Source organism: Paraliobacillus sp. PM-2, assembly GCF_001368815.1.
In the GTDB taxonomy this organism is placed as follows: Bacteria; Bacillota; Bacilli; order Bacillales; family Amphibacillaceae; genus Paraliobacillus.
Genome location: NZ_CTEI01000002.1, coordinates 17,813 through 43,687, shown reverse-complemented (window position 1 = coordinate 43,687; position 25,875 = coordinate 17,813). Strand labels below are relative to the sequence as shown.

The following is a 25,875-nucleotide window of genomic DNA, read 5'->3' as shown; positions in this document are numbered from 1 at the left end:
AGAAGTGGGGACCATGAAATGTTATATTTGCAACCTAAAAAATTACCAAGCCTAATCGAGTCAGTTATTGTTTTAGGTATCGTTATTTCAATCATTAGTTATTTTATTATTGGATTAGAAAGTAAACCTCATGTACCAATACTTGTGGCTATCTTAATTATGATTACTTATGGGCTTAGTAGAAAGTTTTCTTTTTCAAAACTTCAAAATGGAATGATTCAAGGTGCACAGTCAGGAATGGGGGCAATTCTGCTATTTTTCCTTATTGGGATACTCATTAGTAGTTGGATGATTAGTGGGACCATTCCATCACTTATGTCAGCTGCTTTTCAGTTAGCTGGAGGCCCATGGTTTTTTGCTATTGTTTTTGCTATAACAGCTGTTTCTGGAGTTGCCCTAGGTAGTTCATTTACAACAAGTGCAACCTTAGGAGTAGCATTTCTTGGTGTGGCTCAGTCGATGGACGCGTCATTAGCCATTACAGCTGGCGCGATTGTATCTGGTGCTTTTTTTGGAGATAAAATGTCCCCATTGTCTGATACAACCAATCTTGCTTCTTCTATCGTAAAAGTGGATTTGTTTGTACATATTAGACACATCGCTTGGACTACGTTGCCTGCATTTATTATCTCTTTTATTTTATTTGCTCTGTTATCACCGCAACAGACAGAAAACATGGCAAACTTGGAAGTTATTCAGTCAACATTAAACCAATCACCGCTTATTCATTGGACCGCATGGATTCCAATTATGCTACTACTAATGATGACGCTAACGAAACGACCTGCATTTGTATCTATCGCAGTTAGTAGTATTGTAGCAACATTGATTGCTGGTATAAGAGGCGTCATGCCATGGAAAGAGATTTGGGGGATTTGGTTTAGTGGTTATGTATCTGAAACAAACAATGAAGTAATTGATGCGATGCTAACGAGAGGTGGAATAAATAGCATGTTTTTCACCATTTCGTTAGTTATTCTAGCTTTGGCACTTGGGGGATTATTCTTTGTCACTGGAATTATTCCTTCTGTTATTACAAATATACAACATCAATTAAAGACTGCTCGGTCGTTAACCTTAGCTGCAGCGTCAACGGCTATTGGTATTAATGTATTTGTTGGTGAGCAATATTTATCGATTCTTTTAACAGGCGAGGCTTATCAAGATTTGTATGATCGTGCACACTTAGCTAGAAAAAATTTATCAAGAACATTAGAAGATGCAGGTACAGTCATTAATCCGCTGGTTCCTTGGAGTGTATGTGGAGTTTTCCTAGCTGATGTGCTTGACGTAGCAGTAATGGATTATTTACCGTTTGCATTCTTCTGCTTAATCAGTCCGATCATTACAATTATCTATGGATTAACAGAAAAAATGATTACAAAAAAATAAACTATATGAAAGAGTCCGTTTTTACATTATTGTGTAGAAACGGATTTTTTTATGGAACTACACTAAATGTGGTGTGAGTTCTGTTCTGCCAACAATTAAATAGAAGAGAAAATGATTAATTCAAGCACTTGGTATGAAAAACAAGTGATGAGTGACCGAATTAATGGTTATTTCGAACACATGGAAGGAAAAACAGGTGATGAATGATCGAATCAATGGTTATTTTGAACGCATGGAAGGAAAAACAAGTGATGAGCGTTCGAATCAATGGTTATTTCGAACACATGGAAGGAAAAACAGGTGATGAGTGTTCGAATTAATGGTTATTTCGAACATATGGAAGGAAAAACAGGCAATGAGTGATCGAATTAATGGTTATTTCAAACACATGGGAAGGAAAAACAGGTGATGAGCGTTCGAATCAATGGTTATTTCAAACACATGAAGCAGAAAACAAAGCATGAGTGTTCACAAGGTGTGTTTAATATACATTTACGTAAATAATCTAGTGTGAGATCTATTATATATTATATAGAATATAACCTTAATAAAAAAATATCGGAGTAAAAATCACACCATCAGATTTGACAGAGAGTCTTTTGGTAATGCTAAAACGTTGAACCTATATTACTTATTACTGTATATTTCGCTTTTTTTAAACAAAACTAATCGTAGAAAGAGGAGGTGTGTAATGTGGGAAAAGATAGACAAGAGAAAAAGTTAAAAAAGAGTCGACGTGTCGAATCAGATCGTGATCAAGCATTAAGTTATAATGGTGCAACAAAAATGTCCAGCCCAGCTGAAGGTAGAAAATATAACGATGGCAAGTAAAAGTCATTTAAAAAGCCACTACATCGAGTAGTGGCTTGAATTCATTTATTAGCGTTCGACAAGTAGGGAGAGGCCAATACCGCCACCAACACAGAGCGAACCTAATCCTAACTTAGCATCTCTTTTGTTCATTTCGTGTAGCAGTGTAACCAAAATTCTTGTACCTGATGCACCGATTGGATGGCCCAATGCAATTGCACCACCATTTACATTTACTTTAGACGTATCTAACTTTAAGTCCCGCAAGACAGCAACACTTTGTGCAGCAAAAGCTTCATTAAACTCAAATAGATCAATGTCATTAATATCTAAATTTTCTTTTTCGATTAACTTTTTCGTCGCATGGTAGGGAGCGTAACCCATGAGAGATGGATCTGTACCTATTTCTGCATATGCTTTAATTGTTGCTAGATAAGGAATGTTTCTTTCTTCTGCTAATGATTTTTTCATCAAAACTAATGATGCAGCACAATCATTAATTCCAGAAGCATTTCCGGCTGTTACTGAACCGCTTTCAATAAACGGGGTTTTTAATTTTTGTAAATCTTGTAGTTGTAAATTATGACGGATATGTTCATCTGTATCAAAAAGCTTTGCTTCACCATTACTATCCTTAATAGGCACTGGCACAATTTCATCTGCAAACTTATTTTGCTCAACAGCAGTTTGTGCTTTTCTCTGTGAATCTAATGCAAATTGATCTTGGTCTTCACGCGTTATCCCATATTTTTCAGCAACTTTTTCAGCGGTTACGCCCATATGGGTTTGTTCAAATGCATCTGTAAGTCCATCATGAATCATACTGTCAATTAATTTTTTTCCTTCCATACTTTTATCCCAGCGGTAATCATGAACGAGATGAGGGGTTTGACTCATATTCTCTGAACCACCAACCACAACGATGTCCGCTTCATCTAATTTGATGGATTGTGCTCCAAGAATAACAGACTTCATGCCTGAACCACATACTTCATTAATTGTCATTGCAGGAACTTCATGTGGGATTCCAGCGTGTACGGAAATTTGACGAGCTAGGTTTTGTCCTAAACCAGCCTGTAACACATTCCCGAAAATAACGGAATCAACTTCTTCAGACTTTACATTTGCTTGCTTGAGCGCTTCCTTTACGGTTAGTGCTCCAAGTTCTTTTGCAGATGTATCTTTTAAACTACCACCAAACTTACCGATTGGGGTGCGAACTGCACTTACAATTACTACATCTTCCATTCAGATAGCACTCCTTTTTATAAAAAATGATTGTACAAGTATGTTAAAATACAGGTCTAGCTAAGTAATGATTATAGTATATCATGATCTATTTATAAAGAAATACTTCTTTATTTTAATAAAAAACAAGGAAAATAGATGAAATTTGAACTTTTTAATAGAAAAAAGTTTCAAAATCATCTAAAATAGGAACAGCAAACATATATTTTTAAAAGGTGTGAGAGATATTGAAAATTGGAATTGATAAGATTGGCTTCTACACGCCACACATGTATGTAGAAACAGAAGATTTAGCGGTTGCACGTAATATTGAGCCTGGTAAGTTTACCATTGGGATTGGTCAAGAGAAAATAGCCGTTCCACCGATTACGCAAGATGCTGTTTCGTTAGCAGCAAATGCAGCATTACAAATTGTAACGGATGAGGACAAAGAAGCGATTGATTATGTTATCTTCGCAACAGAATCAGGAATTGACCATTCAAAAGCGGCTTCAATTTATATCCACCAGTTATTAGATTTAAATCGAAATACACGTTCGATTGAGGTCAAACAAGCATGTTATAGTGCGACAGCTGGCATTCAAATGGCAAAAGGGCATATTGCTTTAAATCCAGAAAGCAAAGTGCTTATATTGGGTGCGGATATATCGCGTTATGGTTTACAAACGTCTGGTGAGGTAACGCAAGGCGCGGGTGCAGTGGCTATGATTATGAGTGCTGAACCAAAAATTATGACAGTAGAAAGCCCAAGCGCTTATCAAACAGAGGACGTAATGGATTTTTGGCGTCCACTATATTCAGATACCGCATTTGTACAAGGTAAGTATTCAGTTGATAAATATATTGGATTCTTTCAAGAACTATTTAGTGCCTATACGAAGAAAACCGGTGTTGGATTACATGATCTAGAAGCGATCCTTTTCCACCTACCATACACAAAAATGGGGATGAAAGCGCTAAAATCAGTTCTAGAAGATGCAGATGAAACTGATAAAGAGCGATTATTGGCTAATTTTGATATTAGCAAAAAATATAATGCAACTGTAGGAAACATTTATACCGGTTCATTATATTTAAGCTTAATTTCTTTACTTGAAGGTAATACAAACATTGAATCAGGTGCTAGAATTGGTCTGTTCAGCTATGGTTCAGGTGCAGTTGGAGAATTCTTTACCGGAATCCTGCAACCAAACTATCGAGAAAATATCTATAAACAACAACATGAACAAATGCTAGCAGATCGTACAGCATTGACTGTCGCTGCATATGAAGAGCATTTTCAAAACACATTGCCAGTTGGTGTTGACAATATTGATTTACCAACTGAAAAAGATCCAGCAACAATTTGTTTTGCGGGAATTAAAGATCATATGCGTCAATATGTGCGTAAGGATAAATAAGTTTAAAAAACCATCCATCTCTTAAGAGAGACTGGATGGTTTTTATATTAATCCGTTAGCTTGCTTAGTAGTTCTTTTGCTGTTGTTACGTTCATATTGTTTGCTTGTTTTAATTGTTCGGTAACTTTATCAATTTGATCACCTTTAGCACCGGCACTAATAGCGAGAGACTTTGCTTGTAATCCCATATGTCCTTTTTGAATGCCTTCTGTAACAAGTGCACGAATGGCCGAAAAGTTCTGTGCCAATCCAACAGAAGCAATGATAGATTCTAGTTCTTTTGCTGTTGGAGAGCCCAGTACTTGACTAGTAAATTGAGCTGTTGGATGAATACTTATTGAACCGCCAACTGTTCCTACTGGTAAAGGAATCGTTAGTTCACCTAATAAATCACCATTTTCCGCCTTTGTCCAGTTGGTTAACGAACGATACTGACCAGACCTTGCTGCATAGGCGTGGACACCAGCCTCTATGGCTCGTGTATCATTTCCTGAAGCTAATACCACAGCGTCCACACCATTCATTATTCCTTTATTATGTGTAACCGCACGGTAAGGATCAACAAGCGCAAATTGACAAGCTTCAATGATGCGATCGCGTACTTCTTCACCTGCAAACCCTGAACGTTCTAATAGATGAACAGGCATACGACAAATAGATGTTACAAGACATTCCGTCGCATAGTTGGTGAGAATGCCCATAATTGCAGTTCCGCTGGTTAAGCTTTCTACATAAGGCTTAATTGCTTCGACCATGGTATTAACAATATTAGCGCCCATCGCCTCAAGTGTATCAATGTGAATATGAACTACTAGGAAAGTGGGTGAATTGTATGTATCATTTGCTTCTATTATTCTTGTTTCAATCGCCGTTGCACCGCCACCACGTTTAACGATAGAAGGATGAGCAGCATTGGCTCGTTCAATAATCTGTTCCGCATGCGCTAGAATCACCTTTTCTGCATCGTCTACGTTTGGTACATCTTTCAAAGGGATCTGACCAATCATCGTACGATTTTGAACCGTTGTGGTAAAACCTCCAGCGTGATTAATGGTCTTTGCGGCGAAACTAGCTGCCGCAATGACAGATGGTTCTTCTGTTGCCATTGGAATAACATAATCTTTATTATCAATTAAGAAATTAAGTCCAAGACCAAGCGGAACGCCATAAGTGGCGATCTGATTCTCAATCATATGATTCGCAATTTCATTAGGTAATTGTAATTTATGATTAAAATCAATGGCATCTTCTTCAGAAATAACTTCTGCGGAAACGAGTGCTTTCACTCTTTCTGTTAGTGTCTTTTGATAAAATTTGCTTAAAAATGTTTTCTTCATTCTTTATCCTCCTGTTGATCCTAGAAAGCCGATGATAGGTTTGCTAATGTATAAAATGTTGTATAAAGGCAACGTAATTTTACCATAGAAACATAATAGAGCAAAGTTAGCAAAGGAAAATCAACTAAAAGAAGGTGGAATTTTATTAATAGCATAAAAGATATATCGGTGATTCATATGCTAAGATACATATTTCATCTCATGAATGGAATAGGATAGAAGAAGGGAGGAGTGAGGTATGCGACGTAATAATAAACCTTTTGCAATCATCTTTATCTTATTGTTTATTCTATTTGTTATTATCCCTTTAACCATTAGTATAGTTTATGGTAATATTCCTTTCTACAATAATTACAATTTAGAAAACTATGATGTACTTGTTAGTAATGATACAAACCTCACCGAAAGTGACTTATCCTTTATCGGAAACAACGCTTATACTTGGTCAGAGATAAAAAGCTATATTATACGAAAAGAAAGGACTTACGTTAAGATTTTGCGTAATACTGTTTTTGTAGTAGGTATAGCTATTTTTTCAATTATTATTGATCGCATATTTTTCAGAAAATAAACGCTGCATTTAAATGAAAAAAAGCCTTTTTCTATTGAATCAGAAAAAAGGCTATCTAGGCATCTTTAGTTATTGTAATCTCATTTATTTAAATCGCATTTATTATCCTCTCTCCATTTCCCTTTGCCGTGTTGGCCAAAAGTAACCTAAGATCGCACCAATTAAGGCAGGGAAAATCCAACCAAGTCCGATATCATAAAGTGGTAAATAATATAAGTAGAAATCCTTTATTACTTCAAACAAAGAGTTTGCTACATCTGGCAGGGTAGTGACTAAGGCATCATATCCATCAATGAAACTTACAAAAAAGGTTAATGACATAGCAACTACATAAACTGCTCGCTTATGTTTAAATAGAGTAGAACAAAGACCTAATAGTATTAGGACAATAGCTAATGGATATAAAAACATTAACACTGGAATAGCAAATTGAATAATATTATTTAATCCAAAATTCGCAATGATAAAAGATAAAAAAGATAAAATAAACACAAACGTTTTGTAGCTTATTTTCGGGAAGACATCATGAAAAAATTCACCACATGCCGTGATTAATCCAATACTTGTCTTTAAACATGCTAGTACAATAATAATAGCTAACAATATTGCTCCAAATGGGCCAAAGTAATGTTGAGCTACTTCAGCAAAAATGATCCCACCATTATCAAGCGTTCCAATAACAGATACACTTGAAGCTCCCATGTATGCGATCAGTGTATAAATGGTTGCCATTAAGCCCATTGCAAACGCACCTGATTTCCAAGTTGTGCTTGCGATCAATTTTGTATCTGATATCCCTCTTCGCTTAATTGCATTAATCACAACAATACCAAATGCAAGCGAACCAATGGCATCCATTGTATTATAACCTTCTTTAAAACCAGTCATAAAAGCACTATTGGTGTAATCTCCTACAGGTAAACCAAAACTACCCATTGGTTTTATTATAGTAACGATAATTAAAAGAAATAAGAACAATAGAAAAGCGGGTGTTAAATATTTCCCGACATAATCAATAATTTTTGCAGGGTTTAATGAAAAATAATAAACAATCGCAAAAAATATAAAACTAAAAACGCCTAGCCATAGACTAATTTGTCCTTGATCGATAAAAGGTTCAAAACCAACAACAAACGGTACGGTAGCTGTCCTTGGAATAGCAAAAAATGGGCCAATAGTTAAATACAGCGCCATGCTGAAAGCAAGTCCAAAAGCAGGGTGTACACGACTTGCTAAATCAAGTAAGCCATTACTTTTTGATAAACCAATTGCTAATATCCCCAAAAACGGCAATCCAATCGTTGTCACTAGAAATCCAATTAGCCCCGCCCAAAAATTAGAACCAGCTAACTGACCAAGCTGAATTGGAAAAATTAAATTACCTGCACCAAAATATAGTCCGAAAAGCATTGTACCGATAACGGCATAGGTTGAGAATGGTATTCTTTGTTGTTGCATATGCATTACTCCCTCTAGTTGGATACCAAGTATTCTATTATAGACAATAGACATAATAACAGTAATTTATGAAACACTCAATACTTTTTTCATGTATTTAATACCTGATATTAACAATTGATAGTAAGGCGGGAGTTATCCTCGACTTTAACTACCACACAAAAATGATTACATATTTATGAGCTGATAGTACTAAAACGCCTACTGGAAAGATATTGTAATTCTAATGTTTTACAATTATAATTAATAGAGTGAAATATAGTAGAAAAAGGTGTTATGAATGAAGAAATTAAGGAGAGAAAAGAAGAAACAAAAAGTGAAAAAAAGTAAGGCAAAACGCATATTCATATATTTATCATTATTGCTGCTAGCTTTTATTTTGGTTATTGGTATCTATATTGTAAAACAAACGTATGAAGCAGTTGATAATTCATATGATGAGTTAGATAGACCAAGTAATAAATCCCCTCTACGAGAGCAATCTGTTCAAATTGGTGATGATCCTTTATCTATATTGTTAATTGGTGTAGAGGATTATTCTACTGGAGGAGAAAATGGAAGAGCGGATACGTTAATCGTTCTTACTTTAAATCCGGGTACTGAGCAGGTAACGATGACGTCAATACCCCGTGACACAAGAGTGGAGTTTTCTAATAGTGAAGCAAATATTTATGCAGGATCTCATAAAATAAATGCTTCGTATACGTATGGGTCTATGTTTAATTATGGAGCAAATGAACTAACAGTTAAAAAAGTAGAAGAATTATTAGAGATTCCCATTGATGAATATGTAACAGTTGGATTTGAAGGTTTTAGGGATATTGTAAACGTTCTGGGTGGGGTAACGATTGATATTAAGGAACCCTTTTGGGAAGAAAATATCTATGCAGGTGGAGAAAGAATATATTTTGAATCAGGGCGAACCAAATTAGATGGGGAAGAAGCTTTAGCATTTGTTCGAATGAGAAAACGAGATGTGAATGCCATTTACCCTCGTGATGAAAGACAACGCCAATTTATTCAATCAGCTGTTAATCAAGTTATTTCTACAAAAACTATTTTTAAAATGGGTGAAATAAGTGATGTTATTGGTGAAAATTTACGTACAAGTCTAAAAGTATCAGAAATTTATGCATTACAAAAATTATATGCTTCCTTAGATAGTTCTGAAATAAAAACCTCGGAAATTGAAGGTTCTAATCAACGAATTAATGGCACATATTATTTCATTCCAGAAGAGCAAAGCTTAAATGAGATTATTTTAATGTTAAAGGAAAACCTAAAAATAAATTCGGTAGAATAATACGCATGTAAATGACATATCTGTTTACTGATTATGAAAAAGGAGTGTTGGTATGATTTTAAATCCAGCTGGGTTTCAAAATAGGTTTTTAGCACATGTATTGGACTTTATTATCCTTTTTATCGTACTAGGTATGCTTTCACAGCTTATATACGGGGTATTTTACAGTAATGAGGAGTTTTTTATTACTGATCTCGTCTCAGTTTTTTATTATTTACTATTACCTGTTTTCTGGTACGGATATACATTAGGTAGAAAACTGGTCGGTAACCGAATTGCGCGAGTTGATGGGAAAAAAGTTAGGATTGGCACCATGTTATTGAGACATTGGGTAGCAGGGATGTTTTATGTAGTCACATTAGGAATTGGTTTTATTATAAGTGCGTTTATGGTGGGGTTACGAGAAGATAAACGTGCAATCCATGACTTTATTGCACAAACATACGTTACAACAGATCCACCAGGAGAGTCGAATACAGACTATGAGGAATAGTTTTTTTGGGGGGAATTCGCATGAAATTATTAAATTCGACCATTTTCATTTGCTCATCTTTTGCAATGTTTATTTTTTTATACACTGAAGGTCAATATGGTTATTCCTCTGCAGCTAAAACGTTTATTCTATCTTTACCAGTTATATTATTAGTTGCTGGTCTAAGTATCTTACTTTCTATAATGATAAAAGAAATGCGGAGAATAGAAACAAACAATAAAGAAAATTAGCTTTTTAATAGATAAAATCATATGAATAAGGAAACAACCCAATCAGACAGTCGAATGCTTCAACATGAGCATTCGATTTTTTAATTAGCATAAACTGTTTAGCGTACAAAATAGAAGTAATTAACGTTTTGCTATACCGCATACGGGTATAATTAGTTATATAAGAAGATACAAGGAGGTCAGTCATATGAATAAAAATAAACAAGATCATCATGAAGAACAGCGAAGTGGTCACAATAATACAGAACATCATGAACACGACCACGACCATCATAAAGAAAATTATCATAACCATGCACATCCTAATCATGAAGGTCATGATCACAAAGAACATGGTCATCACGGCCATGATCATGGACATATGATTGAAGATTTCAAAAAAAGATTCTATCTTTCCTTAGTAGTAACTATTCCAATATTACTTTTATCACCTATGATTCAATCCTTTTTTAATTTTGAACTTACTTTTACAGGATCTAAATATATTCTATTTGCATTAGCAACATTTATTTTCTTTTACGGTGGTAAACCTTTCTTATCTGGATCAGTTGATGAATTAAAACAAAAGAATCCAGGTATGATGACATTAATTGCACTTGCGATTGTTGTTGCTTATGGGTACAGTTCATTATCGGTATTTGGACTCGCTGGGAATAACTTTTTCTGGGAGCTTGCAACATTAATTGACATCATGTTGTTAGGTCACTGGATAGAAATGCGATCTGTAATGGGGGCATCAAATGCCTTAGAAGAACTTGTGAAAATGATGCCATCAGAAGCGCATGTTATTGATGAAAATGATGAAGTGAAAGAGGTAAGTGTTTCTAGTTTGAAGCATGGCGATAAAGTATTAGTAAAACCAGGGGAGAAAATACCAGTAGATGGTACGATTCTTAAAGGGCAATCTGCTGTGAATGAATCATTACTAACAGGAGAATCTGTGCCGATAGATAAAGGAAAAAGTGATGACGTGATTGGTGGCTCCATTAATGGTGAAGGCTCACTAACCATTCAAGTAGAGAAAACAGGGGAAGAAAGCTATCTTTCTCAAGTCGTAACCATGGTGAAAGAAGCACAAGAATCAAGATCAAAGACACAGGATTTATCTAACCGTGCAGCTAAATGGTTATTCTACGTTGCATTAGGAGCAGGTGCGATCACACTTGCCGTTTGGCTAGGATTAGGTTATTCCTTTTCCTATGCATTGGAACGAATGGTAACCGTAATGGTGATTGCATGTCCACATGCGCTTGGCTTAGCGGCTCCATTAGTGGTTGCCAGATCTACAGCACTTGCGGCTAAGCAAGGATTGTTAATTAGGAATCGAACCAATTTTGAAGAAGCAAGAAATATAGAAGCGGTTGTTTTTGACAAAACTGGAACATTAACTGAGGGTGCGTTCGGTGTTACCAATATTTTTACAGAAGAAAGTTTTGATGAAGATAACGTATTACAAATGGCGGCATCATTAGAAGTACAATCAGAACACCCGATAGCAAGAGGGATTGTTGAAAAAGCCAAAGAACAAAATACATCTTTCATAGAACCAGAACAATTTGAATCGATGACTGGTAAAGGGTTAAAAGGAAAAATTGATGATCAAGAAGTTTTAGTTGTTAGTCCTGGATATGTACAGGAACAAAAGTTGAATTATAACAATGAAAAATTAAATGAATGGTCAGAACAAGGGAAAACCGTTGTTTTTGTTATAATCAATGACACATTAGCAGGTATGATCGCATTAGCTGATAAAGTAAGAGAGAGTGCTGCTCAAGCGATCTCCCGATTAAAAGAATTAAATATTGAGTCACAAATGCTGACTGGTGATAACCAAAAAGTTGCGCAATGGGTAGCAAAGCAATTGAATGTTGACCAAGTGGTTGCTGAAGTGTTGCCACATGAAAAAGCAGATAAAATTAAAGAAATAAAAAGCGGTGGTAAAAAAATTGCGATGACTGGTGATGGTGTCAATGATGCACCTGCACTTGCAAATGCAGATTTAGGGATAGCAATTGGCGCTGGGACAGATGTCGCAATGGAAACAGCCGATGTTGTTTTAGTTCGAAGCAACCCTGAAGATGTCGTTTCTATTGTTGACTTGTCTAGATCCACTTACAAAAAAATGATTCAAAACTTATGGTGGGCTGCAGGCTATAACATTGTTACCATTCCTCTAGCAGCAGGGATTCTATCACCAATCGGAATTGTATTAAGTCCAGCTGTAGGTGCGGTTTTAATGTCGCTTAGTACAGTAATTGTAGCGATTAATGCTCGGTTGTTTAAAGGTTAAGATTGGACTATAGAAGCATGCCATTCTGATAAAACAATGGCATGCTTCTATTTTTATTCTCGTATGTTTTTTGTTAAAAATATGTAAAATAGTAGTGATTGAATGGAAAAATTTTGTTATAATTAAGAGGCTTAAGTAATTTTAAATATATTTTGAAATAAAGGTAGAAACACCAAGTTAATGCATGATATAGGTACACTCGCACACACTTTGTTTTAATAATTAAAAATTATGGGAGGGTGGTAAATTGAAAAAAAATAGGCAAGCCATTTTTTGGACTTTACTTGCTATTATACTTGTTTTAATTTGGTTTTACACAAGACAAGGCTAATGATAATTTTCATAATTAAAAAACAAAAAAAGGAGAGTACGATATGATTGATATTACTTTACTTAACGTTGGTAGTTTAGTACTTGGATTACTTGCTTTGACACTACCTGTTATTAATATTGTGCAGGGGAAGAAGCGTGAGGTTAAAAAACGCTATCGTCTTTCTGTTATTAGTCTTAGCGCTTGTGCTATCTCCATATGTTTTCAAATGTTCTATACCTATTATTTGGTAAGGATGGAAGATTTGGCTTCATTAATGGACACGATAGGTGCTGTTGCATTAGCTTCGTCAGTTCTTGTGGTTGCTACTATTTTATTAAACACAATTCACTTGACTTTATTTCATCAAAAAACAACCAGATAGCTTTTACATCGATTGAAAATTCACATACCTCAAATCTATTTAAAATCAATATTGTATGGATCTAGTAAATTAAGTCCCCTTCTTCTAAAAAATTCATGAGGTGGAAGAATTGCTAAGTAAACGTAGTGTGGGATTAATTTCTTTTATTAGTTTGATTGTCGGACTTATTTTCCTTGGTATCTATGTTTTTTTTAGGTAATTCGTTTATTGATGATGACATAATAATGCCTTCGGGTTTATCCTTTTGGCACTTTCTTTTGTTTTATCCTTGTTCAGTAGGAAGGACAAATTCGGAAGGGTATCACTTTGCGTTTTTCCAATAATTGCGGTCATTTATTTATTGTTTTTCGGGGTTATGTCTTTATTTTGGAATACACTTTAATAATAAAACTACACAATCGGGCGCACTAATTGAATAAGCTTTAGAAGTGAATTTTATATTGAAATAAGGATGGGTTCTTAAAATGATTCAATGGTATAATGGTGTTAGTAAATAACAAGGCGGTGTTTAAAATGAGTATTAACCGTGAAAAACTTAAACGGCTAATTGACTTTATTCACGAAGAGGATACGGCTGAGGTATATGACTTTATTGGTTATTTAAATATGAAACGTGAAAGAAAAGCCATTGATCAAATGGATTTAGATCTTTTTTCTAAGGATAAGGAACTCATTCAGCAAGTACAGAAAAGTCGTGAAGATCGTGAAAATGGACGTATTTATGGTCAAGAGCAGGGACTAAAGTATCTTCAGCATAAAATCAGGGAGTTTGAAAGTGAACAAAACTTTTAAGGTCTATTGGTCACAAACTGCCCTTGATGAATTAAGCAATATTCTTGCATACCCACCAGAAGTAAAGGAACGGATATATTTGGATGCTTATAAACGATTATCATATATGCCTGTTTTGACTGCGAAACAAATACCCTATGGGACTTTAAGCGGCTATTGGGTAAGACTTGGGTTATATCAAGTAATTCTAATATTTGAGGTTAATGAAGAAGAATCTGTTATGTGGATTGATGGTATTAAACATAAGAGAGAAAATGTTTATTGGAAAAGAAAGTAACAAGTTAGAAGAAATAGAATCCTATGGAAATGCTCTTCTTTTAATAAAGACAGTTAGGAAAAAGACGTTGATGACCTTTCCGCATTATTCATTTAATCTTCCGTAATCGGGCGCAAATCCAGAATAAGGGTCAGCGCTCAATTCTGAAGGTGAAGCAATGTTTTTAAGGAGAGATTTTTTGATTGGTTTATTAGAGAACATATATCAAATATCAGGTGTAGTGCTTATCCTTTGTTCTGTTTATTATTATTTTCACTTCCTAAGAAAAAGAAGGAAAGAAAATTATCTAAAGTTGAACTCTCCTTTTATATTATTACTCAAATTGCATTTTTGCTTTGGGCAGGTAGTTCTTTACTTATGATTTTGGATAAGAGTTTTTAAACAAAATGGCGCTTATCGCTAAGATGATAAGTGCCATTTTCTAGAAAAAAGATTGAGTTAATTTTTTGGATCTGAAATAATTGGTATTAAGATGTAATGGGGGCTTTTCCCTAAGAAAAATAACGCCAATATCACTTTTGTAAAGTTATTTTATGATGTTTCACACATTTAAATTTGCTATAGGTGTTTTAAACAAGTATGACTAAAGGAGAAACCGGATGATTTTTACTAAAAAAAGAATCATTATAACTACTGTCTTGCTTATTATTTTATTGGCGGCAGCTGCTTTGATTTATTATTACTTTTATTACGAAGAAGACTTGAACGAATCACTGCCAATGACTATTACTGCGAATGCAGAAGACAAACAGGAACCGGAAGATATTGCTTATCGCTTTTGGTTTGATTATATGAATCGGTACAAGGGGGAAGATGTAAGCACGTGGAAGCGACTTGCTGATGTACGTTACAATGACTTTCAATTATTGGCTGGTGATGAAAATGAGTTTGCTGTTGAGGTAACATTCTGGGTAAAACTTGAGAAGGGAAACTGGTCCATCCATCACAACTGGGGCGAAGTACGAGATGATGGAACGGTGAAAAATATTCAATGGACGTTCCGGATTAAGAAGACGGGCCAAAACGAATATACACTGCTAAGGATTGATGACATATCCAATACCGTTGGCGATTTGCCTCCTGTTACAGATACCTATCAAAAGGAAGCAGGAATCGATGTGCAAAATGTGAACAATCGCTACCGAATAAGGAAAAACACACTTGAAGTCACATATGATAACGGTGAAAGTTGGAAGAAAGTTCCGGTAGAAATCAATAATTTACTTGAAGGCGATTATAATGGGCCAAAAGATGAATTGATTGAAGACAGCTATATAATAACACCGGAAAGGACAGCTTTTGTTGTTGGCGGCTATCAGAACATAAAAGTACTCCAATCAACGGATCGGGGAGAAACGTGGAACGAATCATCGGTTCCTAGTCCATTCCAGGCGGTACGGATACGAATCCTTGATTTTGTATCCGAGAACAATGGCTTTTTGATATTAACAGGAGGCCGCTCGATGAGTTGGGAAGGCAACATGATTTTCAAAACAAATGATGGGGGTTCAACATGGCGCGAAGTCGGGAGTGTACCGTCAGAACGACAAGTGACGAGTGGTGGATTTATCGATGAGAAGCTCGGATTTGTGTCATTTGGATCGTTTGTCAGAAATGATAATCCAGCAATGCCGAACTTATATCGGACAGATGATGTCGGAGAAACTTGGACACAGGTGGATGTACCAATTCCAGCAGAGTACAAGGGGATTTTCACCATTGCCGAAACCCCCACATTTGACGGAACCCAGGGCACATTGCTTGTGAAACAGGGCCAAAACGGCGATTACCAAGGAGGAAAAGTCATGGCTAAATTTGTCTCAGTGGACGATGGCAAAACGTGGTCATTTGCGAATTTGGTTGATCCGGATGATGTGATTGAAAGGTGAATAGTGAGCGATGAAATAAGTGTACACTCTCCTGTTGGGAAGTGTGTAGATAACGCTATGATATTAACGAAACCTAAAGCTAGATTCCCTATTTATTACTCCTGTTGCGGAACTCGTTTGGGAGCATCTTACATTTGAAGAAGTTTTAAAGCTGCAAAATTATGCCGCAAATTTTTAAAGCCTACTGGTTATATACGTTGTGCTGTTCCTGATGGTTTTTTTCCCGATCACACGTATCAAAATATGATTAAAATCGGCGGACCCGGGCCTAAAGATCATCCAGCAGCTAGTCATAAAATCGTTCACAACTATAAAACGTTGACAGAAATGTTCAAAACTGCTGGTTATGAGGTTCAATTACTAGAGTATTGTGATGAAGAAGGAAAGTTTCATCAAAATAATTGGAATGCTGTGCACGGCGTAATTTTTCGTTCTAAAAAATTTGATCTTCGAAATCAGGGAGAGAAACTAGTTTTTCCTTCACTCATCATTGATGCTTATAAATGTTAACGAATATAACTTGTGTTATAAATTGTATTAAATAACCCAAGTGAAATAACTAGTAATCTATTGGCAAAAACTGATTTAGTTGGAATGCTTTACACTAAGTAGGGTAATTGTGATCAGAATGACTACCATGCCAAGAAATTGAATGATGCTTAGATGATCTCCCATAAGCAGTACACCAAACAAAGAAGCTGTTACCGGTTCTACCATGCTAACCATTGAAGCAGTTGCAGCGGTAGTGCTTCGTATTCCAATTAAGTACAACATAAATGATATTCCAGCTCCGATAACTCCTAATAAGAGAAACCAACCTATATCGTCTGACGTGGCCACAGCAGCAACTGCACCTTTATCAACGAAAAGAAGAAGGACGAGACAAAAAGTAAAAAAGGATATAGTTAATGTGGTCTGTGGCTTTCCAATAGTAGAAGCATTTTTAAATCCGAATATAAACAAGGTATAAGAAAGCCCAGAAGCAAGCCCAGCTGCTACCCCATATAGACTGACTGAAACTGATTCAGTATGATAAACACCAGTAAGCATGATAATTCCTAGTAACACACTGGTAATACAGCCCCACTTAAACCACGTGGAACGTTCGATTCGCAATAAAAAGGAGATTAAAAGGACAAACACAGGTGCAGTGTACATTAATGTTGCAGCAACAGCAACACTTGAGGCTTGAATACTTAAAAAATAAAAGGTGAAATTACCAGCGATACCTATACCTGCTAAAAGGGACCATACGCATAAACGAGTAGATAATATAAGGTTTTTTCTAATTCTAACGAGAAACCATATAAAAAAACATAACAATCCAATAGCACCTCGGTACAGGGAAATTACAATGGGATCCCAACCCTTGTTCATTAAAATATCGGCAATGCCGCCAGTAATACCCCAGCAAAATGCGGCCAGCATAACTAAGCCTACACCTACATATCGCATTGTTTACCTCCTAAAGAAGTGTTTTGACTTAGATTTTTAAGCCATGATAGCTAAAAAAACTCAATAACGAACTAATCTAGATATTAGACAATCTTTTGAAAGTACAAACAGATTAATAGGTTTATAAAAAGGATTTTTATGGCAATACCTTTTATGAATTTTGTATAAACTTAATTCAGATTTTTTTGAAAGATGAAAGAGGGAGTGGTAAATGAATAAAAATAGGAAACGAAAGGTTGAAGTTTGATTTTTCGAGAAATGGAGATTTAGTGCAAGAATAATGATTTTTAGTATCAGCATTTAAAAAGTCACAAAAAGTAATATATATTATATGTGCAACTAACGATTGCTATGTCTTATTTTCGGAAGTACATATAGTATATCTGTTTGTCTCTAATCATTTTGAAGGTTCCATATAGCATATAGAACTATACGCTTTACGAAGGTGGGCTGTAAGTTAACAAGCTGTTACAGCCGTTGTTGTGTTGATGGGCAGGTTAGTGGAATAAGAAATATAAAGAATGGGGTGAGATTAGATGCTGCTTGTATTGATATTATTTTTGATTATTTTAGGGATGATAGGTGGATATGCTTTATCTTCTATAGACTCTACTGGTATTGTTGCGGCTTTACTAGGTGGAATATTAGTTGTTTTAATTTATATTGCTACTCAAATTACTCCCAAAAAATAGACATAGTATCTTATACGATATTCTATTAACGTATGCAAAAGAGTTTAACAAAGAAAGAATATATTAAAGAAACAAATTGAGGATGGGGTGTTATTATCTTAAACAGAATATCTATCGGGGGTATAGTTGGTGGAATATTAGCAATAATTATATGGGCTAATCTAACCTATATCAATCCTTATAATAATCCTACAATAGCAGGACCACTGCCTTATCCATTTTTCCTGTTGTTTATTCCAGCATGTTTAGCAATCTTTTCATCTTTTAAAAATAATCAGAAATGGATGTTTGTTGCTTTTTTATGGTCATTACCCATGAGTTTATTTATGATCGCTATGCCAGATATTTACTCGATTTATGCTGTCATTAGTCTTTTTTATCTTGTCAGTTTCCTTTCAATCCGTTTTAAAGGTATTCGTAGTATATAAAATTGACTTTTCATTAACGGACGCTTATTTGCAATAAGCAATAATGCAATGAAAAGTGAGGTGTTTATAGTTGTGGGAGATTATAAGAGGTAATGAAGATGTTTATATTATCATATACTGCATAATTGTATTTATAATTAACATGGTAAGTGACTTAGTTATGTAATCTACTTAAAGTAACGGAGAGCGATAGTGGATCAATAGTTTTAAGCAATTTCTTTCAACTTGATGGTGGAAATCCACTAGAACCTACCGTATTAGCAATTGGAACGGTCATCATATTATTGCTTTGTTATTTAATTACTTTAATTCGTTACCTTATAAAACAATTACAAGGTAACAGTAATGAAAAATATGATGATGCAATGATTTATGATTAAAATTATCTTGATTTAAAAAGCTTAAGGACTCTTAACTCTGTTAAATCTATTAAAAACTAAAAAGGAGATACTTACATGAGCAAATTATTATATACTTTACACCTTATGTTATTTTTTACTAGTGGTTTGATATTAGTAATCAGCTTAATATCTACAGTAATATTAATTCTTTTTTTTCTAAAGAAGAAAAAAATATTTCCAAGGAAAACCATTATTATTTTTGGTGCTTCTTGCTTCATTTTTATTATTTTATTTTACAATCACTATTACAATTTAAACTATTTACCTCAAGGCATATTAAATGACTCTATTGAAGGCCCTGATGATAAATATAGTATAAGAACTTATCATTTTGATGGTTTCTACGGTCTCAATGCTAAAGCATCATTGTTTAATAACGAAACCGGTGAAGAAGATACAATCTATTTTAATTGGTATGATTATGATCCGAAAGTTATTTGGTTAAATGAAAAAGAGGTTCGTATTGGTAGAGAAGAATTAAATGTCTTTGAAGATAAATATGACTATAGACATGATAAGAATTACAAAACGCTACCTTCGCAAAGAGAATTACATTATTAATAAAATTTTTTATAAGTAACATCTTGAATTTAAGTTAGTTAAACGTTAAAGCTCTACCAAATTGGTAAGGCTTTTTCTTTATGTCTTTGGAAAGACTCATAGGTAAATGCTAGCTACAATAGATTCCAGGCGTATAAAAAGGCTTTATGTATTTTTTTAGAAAATACTATCTTTGTAAAAACAAATATGTTAAACTACCATCGTTAACCTAATAATATATATAGTTAACAATACGAAGCATTTAGGGGGACGATCTTATGAATACGAGTAAATCAAAACTTAGAGCAATTATTTTATGTGCTATTTTTGCGGCTGTAACAGCGGTATTGGCACAAATTGAAATTCCGCTTCCACTTATTCCTATTAGTGGACAAACATTAGCGGTAGGGTTAGCAGCAACGATTATTGGTAGCAGATATAGTGCGATTGCAATGGTTTGTTATGTCTTATTAGGAGCAGTGGGGTTACCGGTTTTTGCAGGATTTACAGGTGGAGTGCAAATCTTAGTTGGTCCAACCGGGGGGTACATATTCGGTTTTATTGCGGCAGCGTTTGTAACAGGCTATATACTAGAAAAAACAAAATTTAATATGAAGATGGCAATGGTGGCCAACATTGTTGGAATGATTATTACACTTACTTTTGGGGCTATTCATTTAAAAATAGTATTAGATTTAACTTGGAATCAGGCGCTAATATCAGGGATTTATCCGTTTATCGTAGTTGGATTGATCAAGGCATATTTAGCTAGTTGGATCGGAATTACAGTTAGAAAAAGGTTAATTCAGGCTGATTTAATTAACCCTAAACTTACAAAAAAAGTTACTTCATAAGAATTGGAATTACAGGGTGGAAGGAGGAGGTTTATACTGTTGACTGTGTAGTTTGAGACAAGGCCCATTTCATTCATTAGTCGACCAATTTTTCACCGTAGAATATCATTCACGTGTACAAATGATAAAAACATGGTATACTATATTATACTATATATAGAAGAACATACAATATAAAAACCGTAGACGGTGCAACGCCTACGGTTACAATAGACCGAACCCCGACAAGAGGGGCTAGGCGCAATCAAGAGAAGTAATCCCTCAAAAGCCTGTCAAGCACACGAGGGGTTACTTTTTTTGGTTTTTATCGGACATGATAAACGTAATCAACATGCCGAATGAAATCATCAGCGTTAAAACGTTTGCTATGTCCATAGGCGACACCTCCCTTCTTGGAAGTATCCAAAGAAGGTTGCTTGGTGCGCCACCCCTCATGTGAAGCCAATCTATTGTTTGCTTGTGGAGTTTTTATTAAAAAATAAAGTAAATATTTCTAACAGTTTCCAAAAACCACAATTTGGCTTTTGGTTTTTCCGATTTTTGTCTTTTTTGACATATAAATAGTATTTTAAATGTCATAGAGAAATTATTTCCATATTCCTAAAGAATAAGAACAATAAACCTCTAATTTATGGTAAAATTTTGGTGTGAAGAACTGTTAGTTTGTGAAATGTTGATCTTCAACTAACGGGCATTTTAGTTTAAGATGTTAAAGTATTTGGGGGGAGAAGGAAATGTTTGCCCAATTATTTTTAGGAATTTATTTTGTAGTAAAAGGTATAGTAGAACACTTCGCAAGAAAACCCAATTTGTTTCTTTCGGAAGACACTATACAGCGTATTTCTAAAGAGAATTTGCCAAGCTATCTGAAAAGAGTTGGAAAAACTCATATCTTTCTTGGTATTTTTATCGCAATAATGGGACAAATTGAACACTGGTATAATCCAGAGCACTGGATTTTTATTTTGACATACATTGTTCTGGCATTTGCTTGTTTGGGGATAATAGTTTACTTAAATAAAAAATACTCAGGTGACTATATATTACGATGATAGAAAATTTCTATTATGGCTTTTAAGCAAGAGGAGGGGATATAACTTGAGCCGAACACTAGGAAGGTATTTTATATATTTTGTAGTATTCTTTATTCTAATAATGATTTTTGGATTAATTTTCAAACCTTCTAACCTAGAGGGGGATGGAATAGTTCGAGCATTAGTTATCTCATCTGCTTCTGCCTTTGGATGGGTCTTTGTAGCAGGAAAATTTCTAAAGAAATAATTTTGTTAAACAAACGGAGTGCGAATGCTATGACTGCTGAATTAAAGATATATTAGGGGGTTAAAAGTGTATAAAGCGATGATTGATTCAGAGAATTACATTGCAATTTTAGAACCAAGGCACGCAAAGGAATTATATCAAGTAATTGATGAAAGTCGCGAAAGTATAGGGAAGTGGCTTTTTTTTCCTAAGAAAACCAACAAGATTGAGGATTCAGTTACTTTCATTGAAAAATCTTTAAAAAGGTTATCACAAAATAACGGTTATTGGGCTGGTATATGGCATAATGGAAAACTTGCTGGTTCTATTGGCTTTTTATATATAGATTGGAGTGCAAGAAGAACCGAAATAGGTTATTGGTTAGGCGATAACTATAAAGGTAAAGGTTTGGCAACAAAATCAGTAAAATACTTTATAGAACACGCGTTTAATGACTTGGACTTAAAAAAGATAGAAATAAATGTTGCAACTAATAATATGAAAAGCAGGGCAATACCTGAACGATTAGGTCTAAAAGAAGAAGGTATTATTCGAAATTATGAATTTTTAAATGGCGAATATCAAGATAGGGTTATTTATGGTTTGTTAAAAGAATAGTGGAATTCTGAAAATGTTTAAGCACTTTTATTCAACATAATTGGGTGCGATAGTTAAACAGTTAAACAAGGCGTTCTTTATGTCGGTGATTCCATTGCTTGCTGTTCAAATGGATAGCGTAGTGCAGCAAAGATCTTAAGGAGGAATAATTAATATGTTTGCAATTGCTGCTAACACAGGGGTATTCTTATTACCATTTCTATGCACAATATTTTGTTTGAATTTAGTTTCCATATTGAAAAAGATAAAAGTTGATGAAGATACTGGATTAAACACGTTTTGGCTAACTTTATCCTTTACACTAATAATGTGGAGTATAGCCATAATAGGAGTAGGAGCATTGTAAAATATTGTATACTCTTATCTGCGTCATTGATTGGCTAACTAGTTGTATAGGTTAAGAGTAAGATAGAGTTTTTTGGGGAGGAGATGTCTTGAAGAAAAAAGATTTTTTGCTTATAGGTATAATGTTTACTCTGTTTATTATTGTCCTTTTTGGGATTGAGAAGAATGATGAACAACATCTATTAATAGCAAAAAACAAAAATAGGGTTACTCAATCCTTACATAATCAGATGGCACTTATCAATGATACGGTTGAATCCTATTATAATGGTGATATAACTAATGAAGAATGGTCATGCTATGTAGAGTCATATGCAAATGTGTATGATATTTATATTACTAATATATTTACACTTAAAATTGATGATTTAAGGAAAATACAAAAAATTGATAACTTGGGTTTGGCGTATATGCAGCTAATTAGTCAAGAAGAGATTGATCGTTCAGCCATAAAAAACATGAAAAGTTTATCAAGTCGTATTTATCAATATAAAGAAGAGTTTGAGAAGGAAGTTATAACTTTAGAAAGAAAACGATCAAATTATTGGTGGAAATAATACGCATATTTTTTATAAACAAAATTTATTGTACTAACAGGAAAGCAGCGCTTGCTGAATAAGTAGCACGCCCTTTGTTCAAGTAATGAGCAGGTTTATTGAATAAAGAAGGACTTCCATTTAAGTAAGATTTGTAACTACAAGGGGGAATATTAAATGAATTATTTATTACTTATTGCTGCTATTTTTCTTTTGTTAATCGCCTTGAGAAAGATTTCTATGATTAAATATGCTAAAGGGATCTCTACTTTAAAAGAGGCTAAACAAAATGTAATTTCGATGTTATGGGGCGTGTTAGTAATTTCAGCACTTATAATTATCCCTTATCAAGTATGGGTATTAACTGGGAGTTCTCAATATTGGGATGGAGTATATATTATAGGCGGAACCGCTCTTTTAACAATCACTGTCAGTATTATTTCTTATTATAAAAGTTCTATGAAATTTAACTAACGGTTGGCTTAGCAGAAGAATGTAATAAAAGAAGAAGACCTATAAAAACGCTGACCAAAAGGGAATGATAAGGTTTATTATCTAAACCAAGGACCTGGAGTTATTGGTCTTTTTCAGTTTTTCTTCTAGTTTACATAATATATATTATCGGAAGTTATAAGTAAAAATATAAATTCTGTCTCAAATCTAAGTTTACTCTTGATAGTGAGACAGAATGAAAATATAACTGCTTTAATTATTACTAGTACTTAAGTTCTCAAGTAGACTGGATTGTAAAATTTGTTCTTTCTTTTCTCCGTTTTGTAGGTATTTGATATGGATTGATCGATTATCGTTTGACTCAATATTTAATAAAGATAATTCTAAAATAAGTGTATTAGCGTCATTAATTGTAAATCCTTTAATAGATTTTTTTTCTCCAATATCCTTTCGCTTATAAACTCCTGTTTTCTTCATGGGATCGCCAATATAAAATGTATAAGCTATACCAGAATTTTCTGTGATTCGCTTTCCATTTTCTATAATATCAATTGATTGAATCTCTGCAGGTTGACTTCCTGACCACTTAAAAGGCATCACAATAAAATATCTTACTCCAGGTTCTAATTTACTACTAGGTATTAGTTGATCAACAGATACATTTTCTATTAAAAATTCTCCATTGGATAAAACTTCATCTTGATTCGAGCAACCCGCCAGAAATAAAAATAACACAAAGACAAACAACTTGTGTTTAGTCAAATTATTCCTCCTCTTTGTTGTGAATTAGCCATAGAATAACCAATTTATATGTCGATGTAAACATGGTATCTCTTAGCTAATGCAATTTATTGTACTAATTTATGATTATATTTTAATTGCATTAATTCGTTATAAAATTCTACTAACTGTTGTGATGGTTCTGTCCAACTGAATTTTTCTGCCTCTAAACGCGCATTTTGGGATAATTCATTGTAAAGTTCTTGATTATCTAATTTTTCTAATGCTTGAGTTAAACTCTCTGTATTTTCGTTTTCAAACAATAATCCAGTCTGTTCATCCGTTACTTGTTCCATTGTCGGACCACTCTTAGCTGCAATAACTGGCAAACCTGCTGCCATTGCTTCTAGAATGACTAATCCTAGTGTCTCTGTAACCGATGGAAATATTAACGCATCACTTGACGCAAATGCTTCTGCTAGTTCTTCACCTTGTAGAAATCCCGTGAAAAAAGTGTTTGTTCCTTGAAAAACCTCTTCCAAGTGTTCTCGCGCTGGCCCATCGCCAACAATTGCTAATTGTACATCTTTTCTTTTTTCTAATAGTGGTTTTAGTTTATGTATTTCTTTTTCAGCTGCTAATCTCCCCACAAACAACAACAATTTTTTAATCGGGTTACCGTTTGACAACTTGAGTCTCATTTCTTCTGTTGCATGATCCGGGTGGAACTTTTGAATATCTACACCACGTTTCCATAAGTGTACATTATTAAAATCCTTCTCAATCAATTCTTCTTGAACTGCTTTGGATGTACATAAGTTAATCGACGCCATGTTATGCAATTTTCGGAAATAACTCCAAAGAAGTGGTTTGAATGGCTTATACCATGGATAATAATCCAAGTATTTAGGTGCATGTGTATGATAAGAAGCAATTAAAGGATAACCGAGTTTTTTTGCATAATATACACCAGTAGCTCCAAGAAGTGCTGGATTGACTACATGCACAAGATCTGGATTATGTTTTAATAGTAGCTCTTTTACTTTTCTTTGCGGTAAAGCAAATGGACGATAACGATAAAAAATTAACTTTCTTGCTTTCACCTTCTCCACCGTTACCCCCTCTAACGATACTTCTCCTAAATCAGGAGCAACAACTACGACCTCATGATTTAGTTGTCGTAAATGTTTAATGGCTGCTGTTAAGCGTGTAACAACCCCATCAATGGATGGTAAAAATGTTTCTGTAATAATAAGTATTTTCAAAACACAATTTCCCCTTTTTCCGACTACTTTACTATTCGTTATTATTATAAAGTAATCAAAAGCAAAAATACAATAAAAGGCTAGCTACTATTGTTTTATAGTCGCCAGTATTCATTTTTTAAT

At 34.4% G+C, this 25,875-nt stretch carries 27 protein-coding genes and 1 pseudogene; 22 read left to right on the top strand and 6 right to left on the bottom strand.

Annotated features, from left to right (window positions below; translation table 11 throughout):
- Positions 1 to 18 precede the first annotated feature (18 nt).
- Both nhaC and BN1058_RS09015 read left to right on the top strand, forming a co-directional pair.
- Complete coding sequence (gene nhaC, locus BN1058_RS09020) at positions 19 to 1,392, top strand: Na+/H+ antiporter NhaC (protein ID WP_090856241.1); 1,374 nt, start codon at positions 19 to 21, stop codon at positions 1,390 to 1,392.
- 693 nt (positions 1,393 to 2,085) lie between these two features.
- Positions 2,086 to 2,223: a YpzI family protein gene (locus tag BN1058_RS09015; RefSeq protein ID WP_090856238.1), complete on the top strand. Its 138-nt coding sequence runs from the start codon at positions 2,086 to 2,088 to the stop codon at positions 2,221 to 2,223.
- A gap of 48 nt (positions 2,224 to 2,271) precedes the next feature.
- Here the strand turns inward: BN1058_RS09015 and BN1058_RS09010 are convergent, their stop codons facing one another.
- Positions 2,272 to 3,450, bottom strand: a complete 1,179-nt coding sequence (locus BN1058_RS09010) for an acetyl-CoA C-acetyltransferase (RefSeq protein ID WP_090856235.1) — start codon at positions 3,448 to 3,450, stop codon at positions 2,272 to 2,274.
- 227 nt (positions 3,451 to 3,677) lie between these two features.
- Here BN1058_RS09010 and BN1058_RS09005 point away from each other — a divergent pair, with 227 nt between their 5' ends.
- Positions 3,678 to 4,850, top strand: a complete 1,173-nt coding sequence (locus BN1058_RS09005; RefSeq protein WP_090856232.1) for a hydroxymethylglutaryl-CoA synthase — start codon at positions 3,678 to 3,680, stop codon at positions 4,848 to 4,850.
- Positions 4,851 to 4,897: 47 nt separating this feature from the next.
- On the opposite strand, the gene BN1058_RS09000 is transcribed toward BN1058_RS09005, so the two are convergent.
- Positions 4,898 to 6,187, bottom strand: a complete 1,290-nt coding sequence (locus BN1058_RS09000) for a hydroxymethylglutaryl-CoA reductase, degradative (protein ID WP_090856228.1) — start codon at positions 6,185 to 6,187, stop codon at positions 4,898 to 4,900.
- 238 nt (positions 6,188 to 6,425) lie between these two features.
- Here BN1058_RS09000 and BN1058_RS08995 point away from each other — a divergent pair, with 238 nt between their 5' ends.
- Positions 6,426 to 6,758: a hypothetical protein gene (locus tag BN1058_RS08995; RefSeq protein ID WP_090856225.1), complete on the top strand. Its 333-nt coding sequence runs from the start codon at positions 6,426 to 6,428 to the stop codon at positions 6,756 to 6,758.
- A 102-nt stretch (positions 6,759 to 6,860) separates the two neighbouring features.
- Here BN1058_RS08995 and brnQ read toward each other — a convergent pair whose 3' ends face one another.
- The gene (brnQ, locus tag BN1058_RS08990; protein ID WP_090856222.1) at positions 6,861 to 8,216 is read right to left on the bottom strand and encodes a branched-chain amino acid transport system II carrier protein; all 1,356 of its coding nucleotides are present in this window, start codon (positions 8,214 to 8,216) and stop codon (positions 6,861 to 6,863) included.
- A gap of 280 nt (positions 8,217 to 8,496) precedes the next feature.
- Here brnQ and BN1058_RS08985 point away from each other — a divergent pair, with 280 nt between their 5' ends.
- From BN1058_RS08985 to BN1058_RS08940, 9 genes and pseudogenes are all read left to right on the top strand, one after another.
- A complete protein-coding gene (locus BN1058_RS08985; protein WP_090856218.1) occupies positions 8,497 to 9,519 on the top strand; it encodes an LCP family protein in 1,023 nt (340 codons plus the stop codon).
- A gap of 52 nt (positions 9,520 to 9,571) precedes the next feature.
- Positions 9,572 to 10,012 carry an RDD family protein gene (locus BN1058_RS08980; RefSeq protein ID WP_090856215.1) on the top strand — a complete coding sequence of 147 codons (441 nt, stop codon included), beginning with the start codon at positions 9,572 to 9,574 and terminating at the stop codon, positions 10,010 to 10,012.
- A gap of 20 nt (positions 10,013 to 10,032) precedes the next feature.
- Positions 10,033 to 10,242, top strand: a complete 210-nt coding sequence (locus tag BN1058_RS08975) for a hypothetical protein (protein ID WP_090856212.1) — start codon at positions 10,033 to 10,035, stop codon at positions 10,240 to 10,242.
- A 187-nt stretch (positions 10,243 to 10,429) separates the two neighbouring features.
- Positions 10,430 to 12,532: a heavy metal translocating P-type ATPase gene (locus BN1058_RS08970; RefSeq protein WP_090856209.1), complete on the top strand. Its 2,103-nt coding sequence runs from the start codon at positions 10,430 to 10,432 to the stop codon at positions 12,530 to 12,532.
- Positions 12,533 to 12,906: 374 nt separating this feature from the next.
- Entirely contained in the window at positions 12,907 to 13,227 is a 321-nt protein-coding gene (locus tag BN1058_RS08965; protein WP_090856206.1) for a hypothetical protein, read from the top strand.
- A 513-nt stretch (positions 13,228 to 13,740) separates the two neighbouring features.
- Positions 13,741 to 14,019, top strand: coding sequence for a hypothetical protein (locus tag BN1058_RS08960; RefSeq protein ID WP_090856203.1), 279 nt, complete (start codon positions 13,741 to 13,743; stop codon positions 14,017 to 14,019).
- On the top strand, positions 14,003 to 14,296 hold the full coding sequence (locus tag BN1058_RS08955) for a type II toxin-antitoxin system RelE family toxin (protein WP_090856200.1): 294 nt from the start codon (positions 14,003 to 14,005) through the stop codon (positions 14,294 to 14,296). The genes BN1058_RS08960 and BN1058_RS08955 overlap by 17 nt, the downstream gene beginning before the upstream one ends.
- 701 nt (positions 14,297 to 14,997) lie before the next feature.
- Positions 14,998 to 16,185, top strand: coding sequence for a WD40/YVTN/BNR-like repeat-containing protein (locus BN1058_RS08945; RefSeq protein ID WP_141652138.1), 1,188 nt, complete (start codon positions 14,998 to 15,000; stop codon positions 16,183 to 16,185).
- A 103-nt stretch (positions 16,186 to 16,288) separates the two neighbouring features.
- Positions 16,289 to 16,695 (top strand): annotated as a pseudogene (locus BN1058_RS08940) (SAM-dependent methyltransferase); the annotation flags it as partial.
- 75 nt (positions 16,696 to 16,770) lie between these two features.
- On the opposite strand, the gene BN1058_RS08935 reads toward BN1058_RS08940, so the two are convergent.
- Positions 16,771 to 17,640 carry a DMT family transporter gene (locus tag BN1058_RS08935; RefSeq protein WP_090856194.1) on the bottom strand — a complete coding sequence of 290 codons (870 nt, stop codon included), beginning with the start codon at positions 17,638 to 17,640 and terminating at the stop codon, positions 16,771 to 16,773.
- Positions 17,641 to 18,176: 536 nt separating this feature from the next.
- Here BN1058_RS08935 and BN1058_RS14335 point away from each other — a divergent pair.
- The 9 genes from BN1058_RS14335 (at position 18,177) to BN1058_RS08895 (ending at position 23,788) form a co-directional block, all read left to right on the top strand.
- The gene (locus BN1058_RS14335; protein ID WP_176694484.1) at positions 18,177 to 18,332 is read left to right on the top strand and encodes a hypothetical protein; all 156 of its coding nucleotides are present in this window, start codon (positions 18,177 to 18,179) and stop codon (positions 18,330 to 18,332) included.
- Positions 18,333 to 19,215: 883 nt separating this feature from the next.
- The gene (locus BN1058_RS08930) at positions 19,216 to 19,722 is read left to right on the top strand and encodes a DUF5412 family protein (RefSeq protein WP_090856191.1); all 507 of its coding nucleotides are present in this window, start codon (positions 19,216 to 19,218) and stop codon (positions 19,720 to 19,722) included.
- A gap of 257 nt (positions 19,723 to 19,979) precedes the next feature.
- Entirely contained in the window at positions 19,980 to 20,555 is a 576-nt protein-coding gene (locus tag BN1058_RS08925; RefSeq protein ID WP_090856189.1) for a biotin transporter BioY, read from the top strand.
- Positions 20,556 to 21,289: 734 nt separating this feature from the next.
- On the top strand, positions 21,290 to 21,607 hold the full coding sequence (locus tag BN1058_RS08920) for a hypothetical protein (RefSeq protein WP_090856178.1): 318 nt from the start codon (positions 21,290 to 21,292) through the stop codon (positions 21,605 to 21,607).
- 46 nt (positions 21,608 to 21,653) lie between these two features.
- Entirely contained in the window at positions 21,654 to 21,836 is a 183-nt protein-coding gene (locus BN1058_RS08915; protein ID WP_090856175.1) for a hypothetical protein, read from the top strand.
- 66 nt (positions 21,837 to 21,902) lie between these two features.
- The gene (locus BN1058_RS08910; protein WP_255307052.1) at positions 21,903 to 22,433 is read left to right on the top strand and encodes a GNAT family N-acetyltransferase; all 531 of its coding nucleotides are present in this window, start codon (positions 21,903 to 21,905) and stop codon (positions 22,431 to 22,433) included.
- Positions 22,434 to 22,587: 154 nt separating this feature from the next.
- Positions 22,588 to 22,779 (top strand): hypothetical protein, encoded by a 192-nt coding sequence (locus tag BN1058_RS08905; RefSeq protein ID WP_090856172.1) that lies wholly within the window; start codon positions 22,588 to 22,590, stop codon positions 22,777 to 22,779.
- Positions 22,780 to 22,867: 88 nt separating this feature from the next.
- Positions 22,868 to 23,335: a hypothetical protein gene (locus BN1058_RS08900; RefSeq protein ID WP_090856167.1), complete on the top strand. Its 468-nt coding sequence runs from the start codon at positions 22,868 to 22,870 to the stop codon at positions 23,333 to 23,335.
- 156 nt (positions 23,336 to 23,491) lie between these two features.
- Entirely contained in the window at positions 23,492 to 23,788 is a 297-nt protein-coding gene (locus tag BN1058_RS08895; protein ID WP_090856162.1) for a hypothetical protein, read from the top strand.
- A gap of 231 nt (positions 23,789 to 24,019) precedes the next feature.
- On the opposite strand, the gene BN1058_RS08890 is transcribed toward BN1058_RS08895, so the two are convergent.
- A complete protein-coding gene (locus BN1058_RS08890) occupies positions 24,020 to 24,529 on the bottom strand; it encodes a hypothetical protein (protein ID WP_090856160.1) in 510 nt (169 codons plus the stop codon).
- Positions 24,530 to 24,615: 86 nt separating this feature from the next.
- Positions 24,616 to 25,752 carry a glycosyltransferase family 4 protein gene (locus tag BN1058_RS08885; RefSeq protein ID WP_090856157.1) on the bottom strand — a complete coding sequence of 379 codons (1,137 nt, stop codon included), beginning with the start codon at positions 25,750 to 25,752 and terminating at the stop codon, positions 24,616 to 24,618.
- Positions 25,753 to 25,875 lie beyond the last annotated feature (123 nt).